The organism is Faecalimonas canis (assembly GCF_054601575.1).
Genome location: NZ_BAAHSI010000031.1, coordinates 1 through 18,158, shown reverse-complemented (window position 1 = coordinate 18,158; position 18,158 = coordinate 1). Strand labels below are relative to the sequence as shown.

General features: G+C 36.5%; 33 protein-coding genes. 32 read left to right on the top strand and 1 reads right to left on the bottom strand.

The annotated features are described in order from the left end of the window. Positions 1-6: 6 nt before the first annotated feature. Positions 7-1,104, bottom strand: a complete 1,098-nt coding sequence (locus tag ACYPXO_RS08840) for a permease (protein WP_459640210.1) — start codon at positions 1,102-1,104, stop codon at positions 7-9. A gap of 386 nt (positions 1,105-1,490) precedes the next feature. Between ACYPXO_RS08840 and rpsJ the strand changes: the two genes are divergently transcribed. The 32 genes from rpsJ (at position 1,491) to ACYPXO_RS08680 (ending at position 18,092) form a co-directional block, all read left to right on the top strand. Continuing rightward, positions 1,491-1,808, top strand: coding sequence for a 30S ribosomal protein S10 (gene rpsJ / locus ACYPXO_RS08835; RefSeq protein WP_459640209.1), 318 nt, complete (start codon positions 1,491-1,493; stop codon positions 1,806-1,808). A gap of 74 nt (positions 1,809-1,882) precedes the next feature. Then, positions 1,883-2,563 carry a 50S ribosomal protein L3 gene (gene rplC, locus ACYPXO_RS08830; protein ID WP_009461332.1) on the top strand — a complete coding sequence of 227 codons (681 nt, stop codon included), beginning with the start codon at positions 1,883-1,885 and terminating at the stop codon, positions 2,561-2,563. Between the two features lie 28 nt (positions 2,564-2,591). Further along, positions 2,592-3,212: a 50S ribosomal protein L4 gene (gene rplD / locus ACYPXO_RS08825; protein WP_459640208.1), complete on the top strand. Its 621-nt coding sequence runs from the start codon at positions 2,592-2,594 to the stop codon at positions 3,210-3,212. Beyond that, on the top strand, positions 3,212-3,511 hold the full coding sequence (rplW, locus tag ACYPXO_RS08820; protein ID WP_459640207.1) for a 50S ribosomal protein L23: 300 nt from the start codon (positions 3,212-3,214) through the stop codon (positions 3,509-3,511). Before rplD ends, rplW begins: the two co-directional genes overlap by 1 nt. A gap of 68 nt (positions 3,512-3,579) precedes the next feature. Continuing rightward, the gene (gene rplB, locus ACYPXO_RS08815) at positions 3,580-4,422 is read left to right on the top strand and encodes a 50S ribosomal protein L2 (RefSeq protein ID WP_459640206.1); all 843 of its coding nucleotides are present in this window, start codon (positions 3,580-3,582) and stop codon (positions 4,420-4,422) included. 29 nt (positions 4,423-4,451) lie between these two features. Continuing rightward, a complete protein-coding gene (gene rpsS / locus ACYPXO_RS08810; protein ID WP_009461327.1) occupies positions 4,452-4,733 on the top strand; it encodes a 30S ribosomal protein S19 in 282 nt (93 codons plus the stop codon). Positions 4,734-4,763: 30 nt separating this feature from the next. After that, on the top strand, positions 4,764-5,150 hold the full coding sequence (gene rplV / locus ACYPXO_RS08805) for a 50S ribosomal protein L22 (RefSeq protein ID WP_004611887.1): 387 nt from the start codon (positions 4,764-4,766) through the stop codon (positions 5,148-5,150). 11 nt (positions 5,151-5,161) lie between these two features. After that, positions 5,162-5,818, top strand: coding sequence for a 30S ribosomal protein S3 (rpsC, locus tag ACYPXO_RS08800; protein WP_459640205.1), 657 nt, complete (start codon positions 5,162-5,164; stop codon positions 5,816-5,818). A 2-nt stretch (positions 5,819-5,820) separates the two neighbouring features. Continuing rightward, positions 5,821-6,258: a 50S ribosomal protein L16 gene (rplP, locus tag ACYPXO_RS08795; RefSeq protein WP_009461320.1), complete on the top strand. Its 438-nt coding sequence runs from the start codon at positions 5,821-5,823 to the stop codon at positions 6,256-6,258. Next, complete coding sequence (gene rpmC, locus ACYPXO_RS08790) at positions 6,248-6,454, top strand: 50S ribosomal protein L29 (RefSeq protein ID WP_009461318.1); 207 nt, start codon at positions 6,248-6,250, stop codon at positions 6,452-6,454. Before rplP ends, rpmC begins: the two co-directional genes overlap by 11 nt. A 41-nt stretch (positions 6,455-6,495) precedes the next feature. Then, positions 6,496-6,750, top strand: coding sequence for a 30S ribosomal protein S17 (gene rpsQ, locus ACYPXO_RS08785; protein ID WP_009461316.1), 255 nt, complete (start codon positions 6,496-6,498; stop codon positions 6,748-6,750). A 21-nt stretch (positions 6,751-6,771) separates the two neighbouring features. Further along, positions 6,772-7,140, top strand: coding sequence for a 50S ribosomal protein L14 (rplN, locus tag ACYPXO_RS08780; protein ID WP_009461314.1), 369 nt, complete (start codon positions 6,772-6,774; stop codon positions 7,138-7,140). A 12-nt stretch (positions 7,141-7,152) separates the two neighbouring features. Then, positions 7,153-7,464: a 50S ribosomal protein L24 gene (rplX, locus tag ACYPXO_RS08775; RefSeq protein ID WP_459640204.1), complete on the top strand. Its 312-nt coding sequence runs from the start codon at positions 7,153-7,155 to the stop codon at positions 7,462-7,464. Positions 7,465-7,487: 23 nt separating this feature from the next. After that, positions 7,488-8,027: a 50S ribosomal protein L5 gene (gene rplE, locus ACYPXO_RS08770; RefSeq protein ID WP_009461310.1), complete on the top strand. Its 540-nt coding sequence runs from the start codon at positions 7,488-7,490 to the stop codon at positions 8,025-8,027. Positions 8,028-8,044: 17 nt separating this feature from the next. After that, a complete protein-coding gene (locus tag ACYPXO_RS08765; RefSeq protein ID WP_009461308.1) occupies positions 8,045-8,230 on the top strand; it encodes a type Z 30S ribosomal protein S14 in 186 nt (61 codons plus the stop codon). Positions 8,231-8,342: 112 nt separating this feature from the next. Further along, the gene (gene rpsH / locus ACYPXO_RS08760) at positions 8,343-8,744 is read left to right on the top strand and encodes a 30S ribosomal protein S8 (protein WP_459640203.1); all 402 of its coding nucleotides are present in this window, start codon (positions 8,343-8,345) and stop codon (positions 8,742-8,744) included. A gap of 149 nt (positions 8,745-8,893) precedes the next feature. Next, positions 8,894-9,436 carry a 50S ribosomal protein L6 gene (rplF, locus tag ACYPXO_RS08755; RefSeq protein WP_459640202.1) on the top strand — a complete coding sequence of 181 codons (543 nt, stop codon included), beginning with the start codon at positions 8,894-8,896 and terminating at the stop codon, positions 9,434-9,436. 17 nt (positions 9,437-9,453) lie between these two features. After that, positions 9,454-9,822 (top strand): 50S ribosomal protein L18, encoded by a 369-nt coding sequence (rplR, locus tag ACYPXO_RS08750; RefSeq protein WP_009461302.1) that lies wholly within the window; start codon positions 9,454-9,456, stop codon positions 9,820-9,822. A gap of 14 nt (positions 9,823-9,836) precedes the next feature. After that, complete coding sequence (gene rpsE, locus ACYPXO_RS08745) at positions 9,837-10,346, top strand: 30S ribosomal protein S5 (protein ID WP_459640201.1); 510 nt, start codon at positions 9,837-9,839, stop codon at positions 10,344-10,346. 14 nt (positions 10,347-10,360) lie between these two features. Next, positions 10,361-10,540, top strand: a complete 180-nt coding sequence (gene rpmD, locus ACYPXO_RS08740; protein ID WP_459640200.1) for a 50S ribosomal protein L30 — start codon at positions 10,361-10,363, stop codon at positions 10,538-10,540. Positions 10,541-10,562: 22 nt separating this feature from the next. Further along, positions 10,563-11,003: a 50S ribosomal protein L15 gene (gene rplO, locus ACYPXO_RS08735; protein WP_459640199.1), complete on the top strand. Its 441-nt coding sequence runs from the start codon at positions 10,563-10,565 to the stop codon at positions 11,001-11,003. After that, a complete protein-coding gene (gene secY, locus ACYPXO_RS08730) occupies positions 11,004-12,320 on the top strand; it encodes a preprotein translocase subunit SecY (RefSeq protein WP_459640198.1) in 1,317 nt (438 codons plus the stop codon). Between the two features lie 106 nt (positions 12,321-12,426). Further along, positions 12,427-13,071: an adenylate kinase gene (locus ACYPXO_RS08725; protein ID WP_009461292.1), complete on the top strand. Its 645-nt coding sequence runs from the start codon at positions 12,427-12,429 to the stop codon at positions 13,069-13,071. Between the two features lie 4 nt (positions 13,072-13,075). Then, positions 13,076-13,831, top strand: coding sequence for a type I methionyl aminopeptidase (gene map, locus ACYPXO_RS08720; protein WP_459640197.1), 756 nt, complete (start codon positions 13,076-13,078; stop codon positions 13,829-13,831). Positions 13,832-13,842: 11 nt separating this feature from the next. After that, positions 13,843-14,094: a KOW domain-containing RNA-binding protein gene (locus tag ACYPXO_RS08715; RefSeq protein ID WP_459640196.1), complete on the top strand. Its 252-nt coding sequence runs from the start codon at positions 13,843-13,845 to the stop codon at positions 14,092-14,094. 1 nt (position 14,095) lies between these two features. Next, a complete protein-coding gene (gene infA / locus ACYPXO_RS08710) occupies positions 14,096-14,314 on the top strand; it encodes a translation initiation factor IF-1 (protein ID WP_004607275.1) in 219 nt (72 codons plus the stop codon). A 116-nt stretch (positions 14,315-14,430) separates the two neighbouring features. Then, positions 14,431-14,544 (top strand): 50S ribosomal protein L36, encoded by a 114-nt coding sequence (gene rpmJ / locus ACYPXO_RS08705; RefSeq protein WP_003497809.1) that lies wholly within the window; start codon positions 14,431-14,433, stop codon positions 14,542-14,544. Positions 14,545-14,849: 305 nt separating this feature from the next. Further along, positions 14,850-15,218: a 30S ribosomal protein S13 gene (gene rpsM / locus ACYPXO_RS08700; protein WP_459640195.1), complete on the top strand. Its 369-nt coding sequence runs from the start codon at positions 14,850-14,852 to the stop codon at positions 15,216-15,218. A 154-nt stretch (positions 15,219-15,372) separates the two neighbouring features. After that, positions 15,373-15,768 carry a 30S ribosomal protein S11 gene (rpsK, locus tag ACYPXO_RS08695; protein ID WP_009461273.1) on the top strand — a complete coding sequence of 132 codons (396 nt, stop codon included), beginning with the start codon at positions 15,373-15,375 and terminating at the stop codon, positions 15,766-15,768. 17 nt (positions 15,769-15,785) lie between these two features. Then, positions 15,786-16,379: a 30S ribosomal protein S4 gene (gene rpsD / locus ACYPXO_RS08690; protein ID WP_459640194.1), complete on the top strand. Its 594-nt coding sequence runs from the start codon at positions 15,786-15,788 to the stop codon at positions 16,377-16,379. Positions 16,380-16,442: 63 nt separating this feature from the next. Then, positions 16,443-17,402: a DNA-directed RNA polymerase subunit alpha gene (locus ACYPXO_RS08685; RefSeq protein WP_459640193.1), complete on the top strand. Its 960-nt coding sequence runs from the start codon at positions 16,443-16,445 to the stop codon at positions 17,400-17,402. Positions 17,403-17,564: 162 nt separating this feature from the next. Continuing rightward, a complete protein-coding gene (locus ACYPXO_RS08680; protein ID WP_459640192.1) occupies positions 17,565-18,092 on the top strand; it encodes a bL17 family ribosomal protein in 528 nt (175 codons plus the stop codon). The last annotated feature ends 66 nt before the right edge of the window (positions 18,093-18,158 follow it).

The following is an 18,158-nucleotide window of genomic DNA, read 5'->3' as shown; positions in this document are numbered from 1 at the left end:
ATATAATCACAGTCTTTTTGCGTCTTTGAAAAATGTGAATGCTGTGTAGAGCATGACACATATAACGATGGCGGTCAAAATGTTTATCGGAAGGGCGGCAGCGACTTTGTATGCGACAAATACGCCGATGAGTCCGAAAATAGTAATGATTACAGCGGCTTTTCGGTCGTATTTTCCGGATTGTATAAATTGAATGCTTGCTGACGGCATAAGAAAAGCACAAGAACCCATCATTACAGGAAAGGCGGCAGCGACGTTTAAACCTAAAGCGCTTACCATGGCCATGCAGGGAGCGTAAAGCCCTACACCGATAGTCATTAATGCTCCGAGGAGTGTATTAATGAGAATGCCGAGAATAAGTTTGTATCCATCTAATCCGTAAGTGAGATGATTGGAAATAACGGATGTCAGATTACGGGCGTTTAGAGAGGAAATTCCTTCGGATTTAAGTCTGGGGATGAGAGAATTTAATTCGCTCATAGTTATAGAAGGGTTTGTGTAAATTTCTTTTTCTGTGTTACTTAGGTTTTGGTTGTTCTCGATAAGATAAATCCACTCTTTACTATTTTCGATGGGAAATCCGTTTGTGATTAATTTGTTAACGATAGTTTCGGGTGAAAGTGGTTTTTCAAAAGGACCTATGTGTGCCAACTTAAGAGAAAGAATAACTGCCAGTACGACCAGTGCAAATCCAAGCGCTGTGCGTATGATTTTTAGTGACCATTTTGAAACAATAGAAGCCCCATAAATTGCACCGATTACCGCACCGCCGATTAAGAAAACGAGAGTAGTTCCTTCTATTTTAATGAGGTGCAGAAATAACAGAAATTCTGCTATGGTAGGGAGTGTGTGTGCAACATTTAAAGTCCCCGGCATCTTTTCGTCAGGACATGAGTTTGTAAATTTAAAAGCGGCTTGACAGGTTGCAAAACTTCCAATTCCCCAAGTGTCTAAGAGGTCACTGAAAAAACCGATAAAGGCAAGAGGGAAAAATTTATTTCCAGTAAAATCAGATTTATGTTTCAAACAATCGGTAATAAGAATGACAGCGAAGAAAAGCGCATAAAGACAAATGGCTATCTGCATAAAACGTACGAGATTCATTGTGTTTCCTCCTATTATAATAGATGATAATTTATTATAATCAGAGGGAGAAGAAAACATACATTTTCCAAGAAAAGAGTAAAAATAAATTGTATCTAAAAAAATACAATATTTTTCAAAAAAGACTTGAAAAAAATGAAATGGTTTAGTATACTTAAAAAGCTGTGACATGATAGCGATGAAACGTGAGGTTGCTACTTATAATAGTAGGTGTTCCGCGGAGCGAATGTCAAGTTAGGAAACTGGCGACAAGTCACTGTACGAATCAATAACGGCCACTGAAACGTGGTAACAACGTGTGAAGAGATTAGGACACACACGGGAGAGTGTACAGTCACCGCTTGTCGTACTGAAGTTAAAAGTACGAAAAGGAGGCGACTTTTTTTATGGCAAGTCAAGTAATGAGAATTACACTTAAAGCATATGATCATCAGTTAGTTGATTCATCTGCGAAAAAAATTATCGAAACTGTAAAGAAAAATGGATCACAGGTGAGCGGACCGGTACCACTTCCAACTAAGAAGGAAGTTGTAACAATCTTAAGAGCGGTTCACAAATACAAAGATTCCAGAGAACAGTTTGAACAGAGAACTCATAAGAGACTTATTGATATCATCACACCAACACAGAAAACTGTTGATGCATTATCAAGATTAGAAATGCCAGCAGGTGTTTATATCGATATCAAAATGAAAAACAAATAATTTAGACAGTATCAATCCTAAAATTTAGGATGAACACTTCGGTGTTCCGCTGTAAATCACAGGAGGTAATTATAATGAAGAAAGCTATTTTAGCGACTAAAGTCGGAATGACTCAAATCTTCAACGAAGACGGAGCATTAACTCCGGTAACTGTACTTCAGGCTGGACCATGTGTAGTAACACAGATTAAAACAGTTGAAAATGACGGTTACAGTGCTGTTCAGGTTGGTTTCGTTGACAAAAAGGACAAAATTGTTAACGTTGACAAGAATGGTAAAAAAGAAATCGTGCATAGACACGGTGTAACAAAAGCAGAAAAAGGACATTTTGACAAAGCTGGTGTTTCAGGTAAAAGATTTGTAAGAGAATTCAAATTTGAAAATGCTGACGAATACACATTAGCACAGGAAATTAAAGCGGACATCTTTGCTGCGGGAGATAAAGTAGATGCTACAGCAATCTCAAAAGGTAAAGGATTCCAGGGTGCGATCAAAAGACATAACCAACACAGAGGTCCTATGACTCACGGTTCTAAATTCCATCGTCATGCAGGTTCTAATGGTGCTGCATCTGACCCGAGTAAAGTATTCAAAGGTAAAAAGATGCCAGGACACATGGGAAGTAAGAAAATTACAATTCAGAATCTTGAAATCGTAAGAGTAGATGCTGAAAACAACTTAATCTTAGTAAAAGGCTCAGTTCCGGGACCTAAGAAATCTTTAGTAACAATTAAAGAAAGCGTAAAAGCTATCTAGTCTTTAATAGGAAAGGAGGAACACACAGATGGCAAACGTATCTGTTTATAATATCGAAGGTAATGAAGTTGGAACAATCGACTTAAACGATGCTGTATTTGGTGTTGAAGTAAACGAACACTTATTACACATGGCAGTTGTAAACCAACTTGCAAATAAACGTCAGGGAACACAGAAAGCAAAAACTCGTTCAGAAGTTTCTGGCGGTGGTAGAAAACCATGGAGACAGAAAGGAACAGGTCATGCAAGACAGGGTTCTACAAGAAGTCCTCAGTGGACAGGCGGTGGAGTAGTATTTGCTCCAACACCAAGAGACTACTCTTTCAAATTAAATAAAAAAGAAAAGAGAGCGGCTCTTAAATCAGCTCTTACATCAAGAGTATTAGAAAACAAATTCATCGTTCTTGACGAAATCAATTTTGGAGAAATCAAAACAAAGAATTTCCAGAACGTATTAAATAACTTAAAAGTATCTAAAGCATTAGTTGTATTAGAAGATGATAACAAAAACGCAGAATTATCTGCAAGAAACATCGCTTCTGTAAAAACAGCAAGAACAAATACAATCAATGTATATGACATCTTGAAATACAACACAGTTATTACAACTAAAGCAGTTGTTGAAAAAATCGAGGAGGTGTACGCATAATGGCAAACATTCAGTATTATGATGTAATCCTTAAACCAGTAGTTACAGAAAAAAGTATGGAACTTATGGGAGATAAGAAATACACTTTCTTAGTTCACACAGAGGCTACAAAAAATCAGATTAAAGAAGCAGTAGAAAAAATGTTTGAAGGAACAAAAGTTAAAAGTGTTAACACAATGAATCTTGATGGAAAAACAAGAAGACGTGGAATGACATTTGGTAAAACTGCTAAAACAAAAAAAGCGATCGTTCAGTTAACTGCTGATTCAGCAGATATCGAAATTTTCGAAGGACTGTAAGATTTAAGAGTATTATACGCATAAAAGCGTGACAACAAATAATTTGAGTAACGAAAGGAGATAAAGTAATGGGAATTAAAACATACCGCCCATATACACCTTCAAGAAGACAGATGACTGGTTCTGATTTCTCGGAAATCACAAAGACTACACCAGAGAAATCTTTAGTAGTTTCTTTAAATAAAACAGCCGGTCGTAATAATCAGGGTAAAATTACTGTAAGACACCGCGGAGGCGGAGCAAAAAGAAAATATAGAATTATCGACTTCAAGAGAAGAAAAGACGGAATTCCGGCAACTGTAATCGGAATCGAATACGATCCAAACAGAACAGCAAATATCGCATTAATCTGCTACGCAGATGGTGAAAAAGCATACATCCTTGCACCAGAAGGATTAAAAGACGGAATGAAAGTTATGAATGGACCTGAAGCGGAAGTAAGAGTTGGTAACTGTTTACCACTTTCTGAAATTCCTGTAGGTACACAGATCCATAACATTGAGTTATATCCGGGAAGAGGCGGACAGTTAGTTCGTTCTGCAGGAAACAGCGCTCAGTTAATGGCTAAAGAAGGAAAATATGCAACACTTAGATTACCATCAGGTGAAATGAGAATGGTTCCAATCGTTTGTAGAGCATCAATCGGTGTTATCGGAAATGGCGATCACAACCTTATCAACATTGGTAAAGCAGGACGTAAACGTCACATGGGATTCAGACCAACAGTTCGTGGTTCTGTTATGAACCCTAATGACCATCCACACGGTGGTGGTGAAGGTAAGACTGGTATCGGTCGTCCGGGTCCAAGCACACCTTGGGGCAAACCAGCACTTGGTCTTAAGACTAGAAAGAAAAACAAACAGTCTAACAAATTAATTGTTAGAAGAAGAGATGGTAAAGGTATCAAATAAATAGTTAGTTTACAAGGAGGTTAGAACCTATGGCTCGCTCACTTAAAAAAGGACCATTTGCAGACGAAAGCTTAATGAAAAAAGTGGAAGCTATGAACGCTGCAGGTGATAAATCAGTTATAAAAACTTGGTCACGTCGTTCTACAATCTTCCCACAGTTCATCGGACATACAATCGCTGTTCATGACGGAAGAAAACACGTACCTGTATATGTAACAGAAGACATGGTTGGACACAAACTTGGAGAGTTTGTTGCAACAAGAACATATAGAGGACATGGAAAAGACGAAAAGAAATCAAGAGTTCGTTAATTAATTGTAATTTGAAAGGAGGGTTCATCCATGGCAAAAGGACATAGATCCCAAATCAAAAGAGAGAGAAATGCAAACAAGGACACTAGACCATCAGCGAAATTATCTTACGCTAGAGTTTCTGTTCAGAAAGCATGTTTCGTATTAGATGCCATCAGAGGTAAGGATGTACAGACAGCACTTGGTATTTTAACTTACAATCCAAGATATGCTTCAAGCTTAATAAAGAAATTATTAGAATCAGCAATCGCAAACGCTGAAAACAACAACGGAATGAATGTTGAAAACCTTTATATTGAAGAATGCTACGCAAATAAAGGACCAACAATGAAGAGAATTAAACCGAGAGCACAGGGTAGAGCTTACAGAATCGAAAAGAGAATGAGCCACATTACTTTAGTGCTTAATGAAAGATAAGGAGGGCAATAATGGGACAGAAAGTTAATCCTCATGGCTTAAGAGTCGGTGTTATCAAAGACTGGGACTCTAAATGGTATGCAGAAGATAAATTTGCAGATTATTTAGTAGAAGACCATAAAATCAGAACATTTCTTAAAAAGAAATTATACAGCGCAGGAGTTTCTAAAATCGAAATCGAAAGGGCTTCTGACCGTGTTAAAATCATTATCTATACAGCAAAACCTGGTGTAGTAATCGGTAAAGGCGGAGCTGAGATTGAAAAAGTAAAAGCAGAACTTCAGAAATTTACAGACAAAAAATTAGTTGTAGATATTAAAGAAATCAAAAGACCGGATAAAGATGCTCAGTTAGTTGCTGAAAACATTGCTTTACAGTTAGAAAACCGTATTTCTTTCAGACGTGCAATGAAATCTTGTATGTCAAGAACAATGAAAGCAGGAGCGCTTGGAATTAAGACTTCTGTATCAGGACGTCTTGGCGGAGCAGATATGGCTCGTACAGAATTCTACAGTGAAGGAACTATTCCACTTCAGACACTTAGAGCAGACATCGATTATGGATTCGCAGAAGCAGACACAACTTATGGAAAAGTTGGTGTTAAAGTATGGATTTATAAAGGTGAAGTTCTTCCAACAAAAGAAACTAAGGAAGGGAGCGATAAATAGTTATGTTAATGCCAAAAAGAGTAAAACGTCGTAAACAATTCCGTGGTTCTATGAAAGGAAAAGCTTTACGCGGAAATAAAATCACAAATGGTGAATATGGTATCGTAGCAACAGAGCCATGCTGGATTCGTTCAAATCAGATTGAAGCTGCCCGTATTGCAATGACTCGTTATATCAAACGTGGTGGTAAAGTATGGATTAAAATATTCCCAGATAAACCAGTAACTACAAAACCAGCTGAAACACGTATGGGTTCAGGAAAAGGAACTCTTGAATACTGGGTAGCAGTTGTAAAACCGGGACGCGTTATGTTCGAACTTGCTGGAGTACCTGAAGAAACAGCTCGTGAAGCGTTACGTCTTGCAATGCACAAATTACCTTGTAAATGTAAGATAGTTTCTCGCGAAGATTTAGAAGGCGGTGATAACAGTGAAAATTAATACATTTGTAAAAGATTTAAAAGCAAAATCAGTTGCAGAATTAAACGAAGAATTAGTAGCTGCTAAAAAGGAACTTTTTAACTTAAGATTCCAAAACGCAACAAATCAATTAGATAACACAAGCAGAATTAAAGAAGTTAGAAAAAACATTGCTAGAATTCAGACAGTAATTACAGAAGCTTCTAAAGCAGAGTAAGATACTGAGTCTTGTGTAAAAATTGTGAAAGGAGCAAAACTGTGGAAAGAAATTTAAGAAAAACACGTGTTGGTAAAGTTGTTAGCAACAAAATGGATAAAACTATCGTAGTTGCAGTTGAAGACCACGTAAAACATCCTCTTTACAACAAAATCGTAAAGAGAACATATAAATTGAAAGCACATGATGAAGCAAATGAATGCAACATCGGTGACAAAGTAAAAGTTATGGAAACAAGACCATTATCTAAAGATAAGAGATGGAGACTTGTTGAAGTTATGGAAAAAGTAAAATAGTATTTAAGGAGGGTTACCTGCATGATACAGCAAGAAAGTAGACTTAAAGTAGCAGATAATACAGGTGCTAAAGAATTACTTTGCATCCGTGTATTAGGTGGTTCTACTAGAAGATATGCAAGCATTGGTGATGTAATCGTTGCTTCTGTTAAAGACGCAACACCAGGTGGCGTTGTTAAAAAAGGTGATGTAGTAAAAGCTGTAGTTGTTCGTACAGTAAACAAAACTCGTCGTAAAGACGGTTCTTACATCAGATTTGATGAAAATGCTGCTGTAATTATTAAAGATGACAAGAATCCAAAAGGAACTCGTATTTTTGGACCAGTAGCGAGAGAGCTTCGTGAAAAACAATTTATGAAAATTGTTTCATTAGCTCCAGAAGTACTATAAGGAGGTACCTGTATGTCAACAATGAAAATTAAAAAAGGTGATACAGTTAAAGTAATCGCCGGAAAAGATAAAGACAAAGAAGGCAAAGTAATTGCTGTAAATAAAAAAGATAATACAGTATTAGTTGAAGGTGTCAATATGTTGACAAAGCACACAAAACCAAGTGCAACTAATCAGAATGGTGGAATCGTTCACCAGGAAGGACCTATTGATGCTTCTAACGTAATGTATCTTCACAAAGGAACAGCCACAAGAGTAGGCTTCAAAATGGACGGAGATAAAAAAGTACGTTTCGCAAAATCAACAGGCGAAGTTATCGACTAATTCAGGGAAGGAGGAAAATCACTTTGAGTAGACTTAAAGAAACATACCAGAATGAAATCGTTGACGCAATGATTAAAAAATTCGGTTATAAAAATATTATGGAAGTGCCAAAACTCGATAAAGTTGTTATCAACATGGGTGTTGGTGAAGCAAAAGATAATCATAAAGTGTTAGAATCTGCTGTAGCAGACCTTGAAAAGATTGCAGGACAGAAAGCAGTTCTTACAAAAGCAAAAAAATCAGTAGCAAACTTCAAACTTAGAGAAGGAATGGCTATCGGATGTAAAGTTACTTTAAGAGGAGAAAAAATGTATGAATTCGTTGATCGTTTAATCAACCTTGCATTACCTCGTGTACGTGACTTTAGAGGTGTAAATCCTAACGCATTTGATGGAAGAGGTAACTATGCTCTTGGAATTAAAGAACAATTAATTTTCCCTGAAATCGAATACGATAAAATCGATAAAGTAAGAGGTATGGATATTATCTTTGTTACAACAGCCAAAACTGACGAAGAAGCTCGTGAATTATTGACACAGTTCAATATGCCATTTACAAAATAGTAGGGAGGAACAATTTCATGGCAAAAACATCTATGAAAATTAAACAACAACGTAAACAAAAATTCTCTACTAGAGAGTATAATCGTTGTAAAATTTGTGGACGTCCACATGCATATTTAAGAAAATACGGAATTTGTAGAGTTTGCTTCCGTGAATTAGCATACAAAGGACAGATTCCGGGAGTGAAAAAAGCTTCTTGGTAGACCAAAAAGCACTTAGTAAAAACTAGGATATCCGTAGTAGAAGTGGTCGGTTATGCCGACTGCATCTGAAGGATGTAACAATTAAATGTAAAGAAAAAGGAGGCAACTTCAAATGACTATGAGTGATCCAATCGCAGATATGCTTACAAGAATCCGTAATGCAAATACTGCTAAACATGATACAGTAGATGTTCCGGCGTCAAAAATGAAAATCGCTATCGCAGATATTCTTTTCAACGAAGGATACATTGCAAAATATGACATCGTAGAAGATGGATGTTTCAAAACAATCCACATCACATTAAAATACGGTGCTGATAAAAATGAAAAAGTTATTTCAGGTCTTAAGAGAATTTCAAAACCTGGTCTTCGTGTATATGCGAACAGAGATGAACTTCCAAGAGTATTAGGTGGACTTGGAACAGCAATCATTTCAACAAACCATGGTGTTATTACAGACAAAGAAGCAAGAAAACTTAACGTAGGTGGAGAAGTACTTGCATTTGTTTGGTAGGCATTGAACACTTAGTGCGTGCGAAGCACAAACTTAGTGAGAAGGTCGTTCTTTGAGCGAAAGCGAAAAGAACTTCCTTAGATAGACGCAACTGAAAACAGAGGAGCCTGTAAGGCTTCTCCGAAAATTTAAGTGTAGGAGGTAACGGTATGTCACGTATAGGAAGACTGCCAGTAGCAATTCCAGCAGGAGTAACTGTTGAAATCGCTGAAAACAACAAAGTGACTGTAACAGGTCCTAAAGGAACTCTCGTAAGAGAACTTCCTGTAGAAATGGAAATCAAAAAAGAAGGCGAAGAAGTTGTAGTAACAAGACCAAACGACTTAAAAAGAATGAAAGCGTTACATGGTCTTACAAGAACATTGATCAACAACATGGTTGTTGGTGTTACTCAGGGATATGAAAAAGTTCTTGAAGTAAATGGTGTTGGTTACAGAGCAGCAAAATCAGGAAACAAATTGACATTAAACTTAGGATACTCTCATCCAGTAGAAATGACTGATCCAGAAGGTGTTGAAACAGTACTTGAAGGACAGAACAAAATTACTGTAAAAGGTATCGATAAAGAAAAAGTAGGCCAATACGCAGCTGAAATCAGAGATAAGAGAAGACCTGAACCATACAAAGGTAAAGGTATTAAATATGCTGATGAAGTTATCAGACGTAAAGTTGGTAAGACTGGTAAGAAATAATTAAGGAGAGTGTGAAGATGGTTAGTAAAAAATCAAGAAGCGAAGTTCGTGTAAACAAACATAGAAAATTACGTAACCGTTTCAGCGGTACAGCTGAAAGACCACGTTTAGCTGTGTTTAGAAGTAATAATCATATGTATGCTCAGATTATTGACGATACAGTTGGAAATACTCTTGTTTCAGCATCTACTCTTCAGAAAGAAGTAAAAGCAGAATTAGAGAAAACTAACAACGTTGATGCAGCAGCATACTTAGGAACAGTAATTGCTAAAAGAGCAATTGAAAAAGGTATTAATACTGTTGTCTTTGACAGAGGCGGCTTTATATACCAGGGAAAAATCAAAGCGTTAGCAGATGCAGCTAGAGAAGCTGGATTAGAATTCTAGGAGGAGGAACACACATGAAACAAAATCGTATTGATGCTAGTCAATTAGAACTAACAGAAAAAGTGGTATCAATTAAACGTGTAACCAAAGTTGTTAAAGGTGGTCGTAACTTCAGATTCACAGCTTTAGTAGTTGTTGGCGATGGAAATGGCCATGTTGGTGCAGGTTTAGGAAAAGCAGCAGAAATTCCTGAAGCAATCCGTAAAGGAAAAGAAGATGCAATGAAGAAAATGGTATCAGTTGCATTAGATGAACACAGCAGTGTAACACATGATTTAATCGGTAAATTCGGTAGTGCATCCGTATTACTTAAAAAAGCCCCAGAAGGTACTGGAGTTATCGCCGGAGGTCCGGCGCGTGCGGTAATCGAACTTGCAGGTATCAAAAATATCCGTACAAAATCATTAGGTTCTAACAATAAACAAAACGTAGTACTTGCTACAATTAATGGGTTAAGTCAGATTAAAACTCCAGAAGAAGTAGCTAAGCTTCGCGGTAAATCTGTTGAAGAAATCTTAGGCTAAGGAGGAGATTGAAAATGGCAAATTTAAAAATTACATTAGTAAAATCTACAATCGGTGCTGTACCAAAACACAAAAAGACAGTTGAAGCATTAGGTTTAAAAAAGGTAAACAAAACAGTTGAATTACCTGATAATGCAGCAACAAGAGGAATGGTACAACAGGTAAGACATTTAGTAAAAGTAGAAGAAGTTTAATATTGGATAAGGAGGTGTCACGATGAACTTATCAAACTTAAGACCTGCAGATGGGTCAAAACACAGTGATAATTTCAGAAGAGGTCGTGGACATGGTTCTGGAAACGGCAAAACAGCGGGCAAAGGACACAAAGGTCAGAAAGCACGTTCAGGCGGCACAAGACCAGGCTTTGAAGGTGGACAGATGCCATTATACAGAAGAATACCAAAAAGAGGTTTCACTAACAGAAACAGCAAAGAAATCATTGGTATTAATGTAGATGCTTTAGAAGCATTCGATAACGATACAGTAGTTTCAGTTGAAACACTTATCGAAGCAGGGATTGTAAAAAACCCTAGAGATGGAGTAAAAATTCTTGGTAATGGAGAATTAACTAAGAAGCTTACAGTTCAGGCAAATGCTTTCAGTGCATCTGCAGTAGAAAAAATTGAAGCTCTTGGTGGAAAAGCAGAGGTGATCTAATTGCTTAAGACATTCCGTAGGGCTTTTCAGATTGATGACGTTAGAAAACGTATTTTTTATACGTTTCTAATGTTAATCGTTATCAGAATAGGGTCAATTTTACCAACTCCGGGAGTTGACCCAACATATATTCAGAATTTTTTCAAAAGCCAAACAGGTGAAGCATTTAACTTTTTCAGTGCATTTACAGGTGGTTCTCTAGAAAGAATGTCAATTTTTGCGTTGAGTATTACACCATATATCACTTCATCTATTATTATGCAACTTCTTACAATTGCTATTCCAAAATTGGAAGAAATGCAGAAAGATGGAGAAGACGGAAGAAAGAAAATTGCTTCAATTACACGTTATGTTACAGTAGTGCTTGCTTTAGTTGAATCGACAGCAATGGCAGTTGGATTCGGAAGAAGCGGATTACTTGTAAAATATAACTTTGTAAATGTAGCAGTTGCTGTATTAACATTGACAGCAGGTTCTGCGTTTCTTATGTGGGTTGGTGAAAGAATCACAGAAAAAGGAATCGGAAATGGTATTTCTATTGTGTTATTAATTAATATTATTTCACGTATGCCTAGTGATTTTATGACACTTTACACAAAATTTATGAAGGGCAAATCACTTGCTAAAGCAAGTCTTGCAGGATTAATTATTTTAGCAATTTTACTTGTAGTAGTTATTTTTGTAATTATTCTTCAAGACGGACAGAGAAAGATTTCAGTTCAGTATTCACAAAAAGTACAGGGAAGAAAAAGCGTAGGCGGACAGACTACATTTATTCCTTTGAAAGTAAATACTGCCGGTGTAGTTCCGGTAATCTTCGCTTCTTCATTAATGCAGACTCCGGTTGTTATCGCCGGATTCTTAGGAAAAGGTAATGGAAGTGGAATTGGAAGTGAAATTTTAAAAGGATTATCTTCAAATAACTGGTGTAATCCGGAGAATTTAAAATATTCTTGGGGATTAGTCCTTTACATCGTACTTACTATCGTATTTGCATATTTCTATACATCAATTACATTTAATCCGTTAGAAATTGCAAACAACATGAAAAAGAGCGGTGGATTTATTCCGGGAATTCGTCCTGGAAAACCAACAGTTGAATATCTGACAAAGATTTTAAACTATATTATCTTTATCGGAGCAGTAGGACTTGTAATTGTTCAGGTAATTCCATTCGTATTTAACGGCTGGTTAGGAGCAAATGTTTCATTTGCAGGAACATCACTTATCATTATTGTAGGTGTTGTATTAGAAACTTTGAAACAAATTGAATCTCAGATGCTTGTACGTAATTACAAAGGTTTCTTAAATAATTAATGATTTAGTGTCCTGTGTCATCCTATTTATCGGGTTGATGCAGAACACTAAAATGCTATACAGACATTTTTATAAAACCATATGACTCACAGTGAGGAGGAAAAAGATGAAGATTATTATGCTGGGTGCTCCAGGAGCAGGAAAAGGTACACAGGCAAAAAAAATTGCTGAAAAATATGGTATTCCGCATATTTCTACAGGAGATATTTTCAGAGCGAATATCAAAAACGGAACAGAGTTAGGGAAAAAAGCAAAAACATATATGGATGAAGGACTTCTTGTACCGGATGAATTAGTTGTTGATTTAGTAGTAGACCGTGTACAGCAGGAAGACTGTAAAAACGGATATGTACTAGACGGATTTCCAAGAACAATCCCACAGGCAGAAGCATTAGATAAAGCGCTTGCTGAATTGGGAGAAAAAATGGATTATGCAATCAATGTAGAAGTTCCGGATGAAAACATCGTAAATCGTATGTCAGGAAGAAGAGCGTGCGTAGGATGTGGAGCAACATATCATATTGTACACGCACCTACAAAAGTTGAAAATATTTGCGATACTTGCGGTGGAGAATTAATTTTAAGAGATGATGATAAACCGGAAACCGTTTTAAAACGTCTTGGTGTATACCATGAACAGACACAGCCGCTTATCCAGTATTACACAGACAAAGATATTCTTGTAGAAGTAGACGGAACAGTGGATTTAGAAGATGTATTTAAAGCAATTGTAAACATTCTGGGAGAATAAGAATATGCCTGTATCAATAAAATCGGCCAGAGAAATAGAACTGATGACAGAGGCGGGGAGAATACTCGCTATTGTGCATGAGGAGATTGAGAAGGCTTTACGTCCGGGAATGACGACCTTGGATATTGATAGGTTAGGAGAAGAGGTAATCAGAAGTTATGGCTGCGTTCCTTCTTTTCTAAACTATAATGGGTATCCGGCATCTATATGCGTGTCAGTGAATGATGAAGTTGTTCACGGTATTCCGAGCAGTAAACGTTTTTTACAGGAAGGCGATATTGTAGGAATTGACGCAGGAGTTATTTATAAGGGATACCATTCCGATGCGGCAAGAACACATGGCATTGGAGAAATAAGTAAAGATGCAAAAGAATTAATAAAGGTAACAAGAGAATCTTTCTTTGAAGGCATTAAATATGCTAAAGAAGGACATTACCTATTTGAAATTTCGGCAGCGATAGGCAAATATGCACAGGAAAGAGGATTCGGCGTTGTCCGTGATTTATGCGGACATGGAATAGGCGTAAATCTGCATGAAGCACCTGAAATACCGAATTACGAGATGAACAGAAAAGGGATGAAGTTACGTGCCGGAATGACATTGGCTATAGAGCCGATGATAAATGCAGGAGGTTATCAGGTGGATTGGCTTGATGACGACTGGACGGTAGTGACGAGGGACGGCTCTTTATCTGCACATTATGAAAATACGGTGTTGATTACAGAAAATGAACCGAAGTTATTGACCTTATTAAAGTAAAGGAAATTACTATGGAAAGATTTGAAGTAGGAATGCTGGCGAAGTCAAAGGCAGGACATGACAAAGATAATGTATATGTAGTAATCGGTCTGGATGATTTATATGTATATTTGGCAGACGGAAGAATAAAGACAATTGAGAAACCAAAAAAGAAAAAATATAAACATATACAGATAATCAGAGAGAAAAATAAAGACATACCTGTAACAGACAATGTAGCCATTAAACGAATTTTAAAATTATATAATAGGGAGGAAGCATAATATGTCAAAAGCTGATGTAATTGAAATTGAAGGAACAGTAGTAGAAAAATTGCCAAACGCAATGTTTCAGGTAGAATTAGAGAATGGACACCAGGTGTTAGCCCACATTAGTGGTAAACTTCGCATGAATTTCATTAAAATTTTACCGGGTGATAAAGTAACATTAGAATTATCCCCATATGATTTATCTAAAGGAAGAATTATCTGGAGAGATAAATAAAAAAGTATTGACTTTTTTTGAAACATAATGCTATAATATAGAGCGAACTGTTTTGAGAGAGTTGCAAATAAACGGTAATCATGTAGGCAGAGCAGTGGATGAAAGGAGGATTTGACGTGAAGGTTAGATCATCAGTTAAACCAATTTGCGAAAAATGCAAAATCATTAAAAGAAAAGGAAGCATCAGAGTAATCTGTGAAAATCCTAAACACAAACAAAGACAAGGATAATTATCGTTGTCGATTTTGTGCGTAGATGCACAAACTTAATTAGGCGGCTGTAGTATGGACACACCAGGCGGTGTGTAGATACTATTAATATACAGGGAAATCATTCTCCGATGTATATTGCTTATAATACCCGGTGTCATTTCCGGGAAAGGTCACTTATTTATTTAGTGGCTGGAAGTAGAGGTACTTCCCAATTTGAGACAATATTAACCAATGGGAATAAGTATATACACAACATTTCAGACAATGCAGTGCATTGGGCTGTATATATTTATTTACTAAGATTCAAAATGGAGGAAAATTACATGGCTCGTATTGCTGGTGTAGACTTACCAAGAGACAAACGTGTAGAAATCGGATTAACTTATATCTACGGAATCGGTAGAGTAAGTGCTAATAACATTTTAGAGCAGGCTGGAGTAAATCCGGATACTCGTTGTAGAGATTTAACAGACGAAGAAGTAAAAACAATCAGTGCTGTAATTGATGAAAAATATCAGGTTGAAGGTGATTTACGTAGAGAAATCGCTTTAAACATTAAGAGATTACAGGAAATCGGTTGTTACCGTGGTATTCGTCACAGAAGAGGACTTCCAGTTCGTGGACAGAAAACTAAGACAAACGCAAGAACAAGAAAAGGTCCTAAGAGAACAGTAGCAAATAAGAAAAAATAGGCTGAAAGCAACTTAATGAAATCAAGTTGAAAACGCAGATTAAATTTAGTGCGAGGTCATTCGCGAACCTTAACGAATGCATAGCAGGAGTTTGGTTGAGCGAACAGGTAAAATATTCAAGAAAATAGAAAGAAAAGAAAGTAGGTTAGTTTAAATGGCTAAAAAAGTTACAAAAAAAGTGACAAAAAGACGTGTCAAGAAAAACGTTGAACGCGGACAGGCACATATCCAATCATCTTTTAATAATACAATCGTAACATTAACAGATGCTCAGGGAAATGCTTTATCATGGGCAAGTGCTGGTGGTCTAGGATTTAGAGGTTCAAGAAAATCTACTCCTTATGCAGCGCAGATGGCGGCAGAAACAGCAGCTAAAGCAGCATTAGTACATGGACTTAAAACAGTAGATGTATTTGTAAAAGGACCGGGTTCAGGAAGAGAAGCAGCAATTCGTGCACTTCAGGCTTGCGGAATTGACGTAACAAGTATTAAGGACGTAACACCGGTACCACATAACGGATGTCGCCCACCAAAACGTAGAAGAGTCTAATAGGAGGATAATCGAACATGGCAGTAAATAGAGTTCCAGTTCTTAAAAGATGTCGTTCATTAGGTATGGATCCAATCTATTTAGGAATTGATAAAAAATCTAACAGACAGTTAAAAAGAGCAAATAGAAAAATGAGCGAGTATGGTCTTCAGTTACGTGAAAAACAGAAAGCTAAATTTATCTACGGTGTTTTAGAAAAACCTTTTAGAAACTACTTTGCAAAAGCTTCTAAAATGAACGGTATGACAGGTGATAACCTTATGATTCTTCTTGAATCAAGATTAGACAATGTTGTATTCCGTATGGGTCTTGCTAGAACAAGAAGAGAAGCAAGACAGATCGTTGACCACAAACACGTTTTAGTAAACGGAAAACAGGTTAATATCCCATCTTACTTAGTAAAAGCCGGAGATACAATCGAAATCAAAGAAAAAAACAAAGGTTCTCAGAGATACAAAGACATCTTAGAAGTAACAGGCGGAAGATTAGTACCTGAATGGTTAGATGTTGACGCTGAAAACTTAAAAGGTAGCGTAAAAGAACTTCCACTTCGTGAAGCAATTGATGTTCCTGTAGACGAGATGTTGATTGTCGAATTATATTCTAAATAATCCATAAGGATTATTTAGAAATTCACCCTCAATATTTTAATAACCCAAAGGAGGGACTTTGTAGTGTTTGATTTTAATAAACCAAATATTGAAATTACAGAAATTTCAGAAGATAAAAAATATGGAAGATTTGTTGTAGAGCCTCTTGAAAGAGGGTATGGAACAACTCTTGGTAACTCTTTGAGAAGAATTATGCTTTCTTCTTTACCTGGTTCAGCAATCAGTTATGTAAAAATCGATGGAGTTTTACATGAATTTAGTTCTATTCCAGGTGTAAAAGAAGATGTTACTGAGATTGTAATGAATCTGAAATCTTTAGCAATTAAAAATACTTCTGAGACTGACGAACCAAAAACTGCATACATTGAGTTTGAAGGTGAAGGAGTTGTAACAGGTGCAGATATTCAGGTGGATTCTGATATTGAAATCATGAATCCTGAAACTGTAATTGCTACATTGAATGGTGGAGCAGACAGTAAATTATACATGGAACTTACTATTACAAATGGTAGAGGATATGTAAGTGCGGATAAGAACAAAAATAGTGAATTACCAATTGCAGTGATTCCGATTGATTCTATCTACACACCTGTTGAAAGAGTGAATTTAACAGTAGAAAATACTCGTGTAGGTCAGATTACTGACTTTGATAAATTGACACTTGACGTTCATACAAACGGTACATTAGCACCGGATGAAGCGGTAAGTTTAGCAGCAAAAGTTCTTAACGAACATTTAAAACTATTCATCGATTTATCAGAAGTTGCTCAGGCTGCTGAGGTTATGATTGAAAAAGAAGATGATGAAAAAGAAAAAGTGCTAGAAATGAGTATTGACGAATTAGAACTTTCAGTTCGTTCATACAACTGCTTAAAGAGAGCAGGAATTAATACTGTTGAAGAATTAACAAACAGAACTTCAGAGGATATGATGAAGGTGCGTAACCTTGGTCGTAAATCTTTAGAAGAAGTATTGGCTAAATTAAAAGAACTTGGCTTAGAATTAAGTCAAGGCGAAGAATAAAGTTCTTTGCCTTGACGCTACTTCCTGAACTGTTAATGTTCAAGAAGGTTCAAATTTTAGGCGAAGAATAGAGTGTTGTTGATAAATCCGAAGAGTACAGCAACAGCACATGGCTAGTAAGCCCGAAGAAGCATAACCACGTGTTTATTGGAGGAAATAAAAATGGCAAAATATAGAAAACTTGGCAGAACATCAAGCCAGAGAAAAGCATTAATTAGAAATCAGGTAACAGCATTACTTAACAACGGTAAAATTGTTACTACAGAAGCAAAAGCAAAAGAGATCCGCAAAGTTGCAGAAGGACTTATTGCTTTAGCAGTAAAAGAAAAAGATAACTTTGAAGAAGTTAAAGTTATGGCAAAAGTTGCTCGCAAAGACCAGAATGGTAAAAGAGTAAAAGAAGTTGTAGATGGTAAAAAAGTTACTGTTTACGATGAAGTTGAAAAAACAATCAAAAAAGATATGCCTTCTAGATTACACGCAAGAAGAGAAATGCTTAAAGTTCTCTATCCTGTAGTAGAAGTTAAAGATGGTAAAAAGAGAAATGCTAAAGAAGTTGATTTAGTAGCAAAATTATTTGATGAAATTGCTCCTAAATATGCAAACCGTAACGGTGGTTACACAAGAATCGTAAAAATCGGTTTACGTAAAGGTGATGCCGCTATGGAAGTTCTTCTTGAATTAGTATAAGAATAATGAATAAAAGACCCGACAGAATTGTTCTGTCGGGTCTTTTACTATTATGGACTTTAGTCT

Bases quoted from the DNA above. Each gene is read 5' to 3' on its own strand.
- rplV (WP_004611887.1), top strand. From the start codon at position 4,764: ATGGCAAAAGGACATAGATCCCAAATCAAAAGAGAGAGAAATGCAAAC.
- map (WP_459640197.1), top strand. From the start codon at position 13,076: ATGCCTGTATCAATAAAATCGGCCAGAGAAATAGAACTGATGACAGAG.
- rplD (WP_459640208.1), top strand. From the start codon at position 2,592: ATGGCAAACGTATCTGTTTATAATATCGAAGGTAATGAAGTTGGAACA.
- rplX (WP_459640204.1), top strand. From the start codon at position 7,153: ATGTCAACAATGAAAATTAAAAAAGGTGATACAGTTAAAGTAATCGCC.
- rplN (WP_009461314.1), top strand. From the start codon at position 6,772: ATGATACAGCAAGAAAGTAGACTTAAAGTAGCAGATAATACAGGTGCT.
- rplP (WP_009461320.1), top strand. From the start codon at position 5,821: ATGTTAATGCCAAAAAGAGTAAAACGTCGTAAACAATTCCGTGGTTCT.
- ACYPXO_RS08725 (WP_009461292.1), top strand. From the start codon at position 12,427: ATGAAGATTATTATGCTGGGTGCTCCAGGAGCAGGAAAAGGTACACAG.
- rpsH (WP_459640203.1), top strand. From the start codon at position 8,343: ATGACTATGAGTGATCCAATCGCAGATATGCTTACAAGAATCCGTAAT.
- rpsC (WP_459640205.1), top strand. From the start codon at position 5,162: ATGGGACAGAAAGTTAATCCTCATGGCTTAAGAGTCGGTGTTATCAAA.
- rplC (WP_009461332.1), top strand. From the start codon at position 1,883: ATGAAGAAAGCTATTTTAGCGACTAAAGTCGGAATGACTCAAATCTTC.
- rplW (WP_459640207.1), top strand. From the start codon at position 3,212: ATGGCAAACATTCAGTATTATGATGTAATCCTTAAACCAGTAGTTACA.
- rpmD (WP_459640200.1), top strand. From the start codon at position 10,361: ATGGCAAATTTAAAAATTACATTAGTAAAATCTACAATCGGTGCTGTA.
- rplF (WP_459640202.1), top strand. From the start codon at position 8,894: ATGTCACGTATAGGAAGACTGCCAGTAGCAATTCCAGCAGGAGTAACT.
- ACYPXO_RS08840 (WP_459640210.1), bottom strand. From the start codon at position 1,104: ATGAATCTCGTACGTTTTATGCAGATAGCCATTTGTCTTTATGCGCTT.
- rplR (WP_009461302.1), top strand. From the start codon at position 9,454: ATGGTTAGTAAAAAATCAAGAAGCGAAGTTCGTGTAAACAAACATAGA.
- ACYPXO_RS08715 (WP_459640196.1), top strand. From the start codon at position 13,843: ATGGAAAGATTTGAAGTAGGAATGCTGGCGAAGTCAAAGGCAGGACAT.
- rplO (WP_459640199.1), top strand. From the start codon at position 10,563: ATGAACTTATCAAACTTAAGACCTGCAGATGGGTCAAAACACAGTGAT.
- rpsJ (WP_459640209.1), top strand. From the start codon at position 1,491: ATGGCAAGTCAAGTAATGAGAATTACACTTAAAGCATATGATCATCAG.
- ACYPXO_RS08680 (WP_459640192.1), top strand. From the start codon at position 17,565: ATGGCAAAATATAGAAAACTTGGCAGAACATCAAGCCAGAGAAAAGCA.
- rpsE (WP_459640201.1), top strand. From the start codon at position 9,837: ATGAAACAAAATCGTATTGATGCTAGTCAATTAGAACTAACAGAAAAA.
- infA (WP_004607275.1), top strand. From the start codon at position 14,096: ATGTCAAAAGCTGATGTAATTGAAATTGAAGGAACAGTAGTAGAAAAA.
- rpsM (WP_459640195.1), top strand. From the start codon at position 14,850: ATGGCTCGTATTGCTGGTGTAGACTTACCAAGAGACAAACGTGTAGAA.
- rpsS (WP_009461327.1), top strand. From the start codon at position 4,452: ATGGCTCGCTCACTTAAAAAAGGACCATTTGCAGACGAAAGCTTAATG.
- rpsD (WP_459640194.1), top strand. From the start codon at position 15,786: ATGGCAGTAAATAGAGTTCCAGTTCTTAAAAGATGTCGTTCATTAGGT.
- ACYPXO_RS08765 (WP_009461308.1), top strand. From the start codon at position 8,045: ATGGCAAAAACATCTATGAAAATTAAACAACAACGTAAACAAAAATTC.
- rpsK (WP_009461273.1), top strand. From the start codon at position 15,373: ATGGCTAAAAAAGTTACAAAAAAAGTGACAAAAAGACGTGTCAAGAAA.
- rplB (WP_459640206.1), top strand. From the start codon at position 3,580: ATGGGAATTAAAACATACCGCCCATATACACCTTCAAGAAGACAGATG.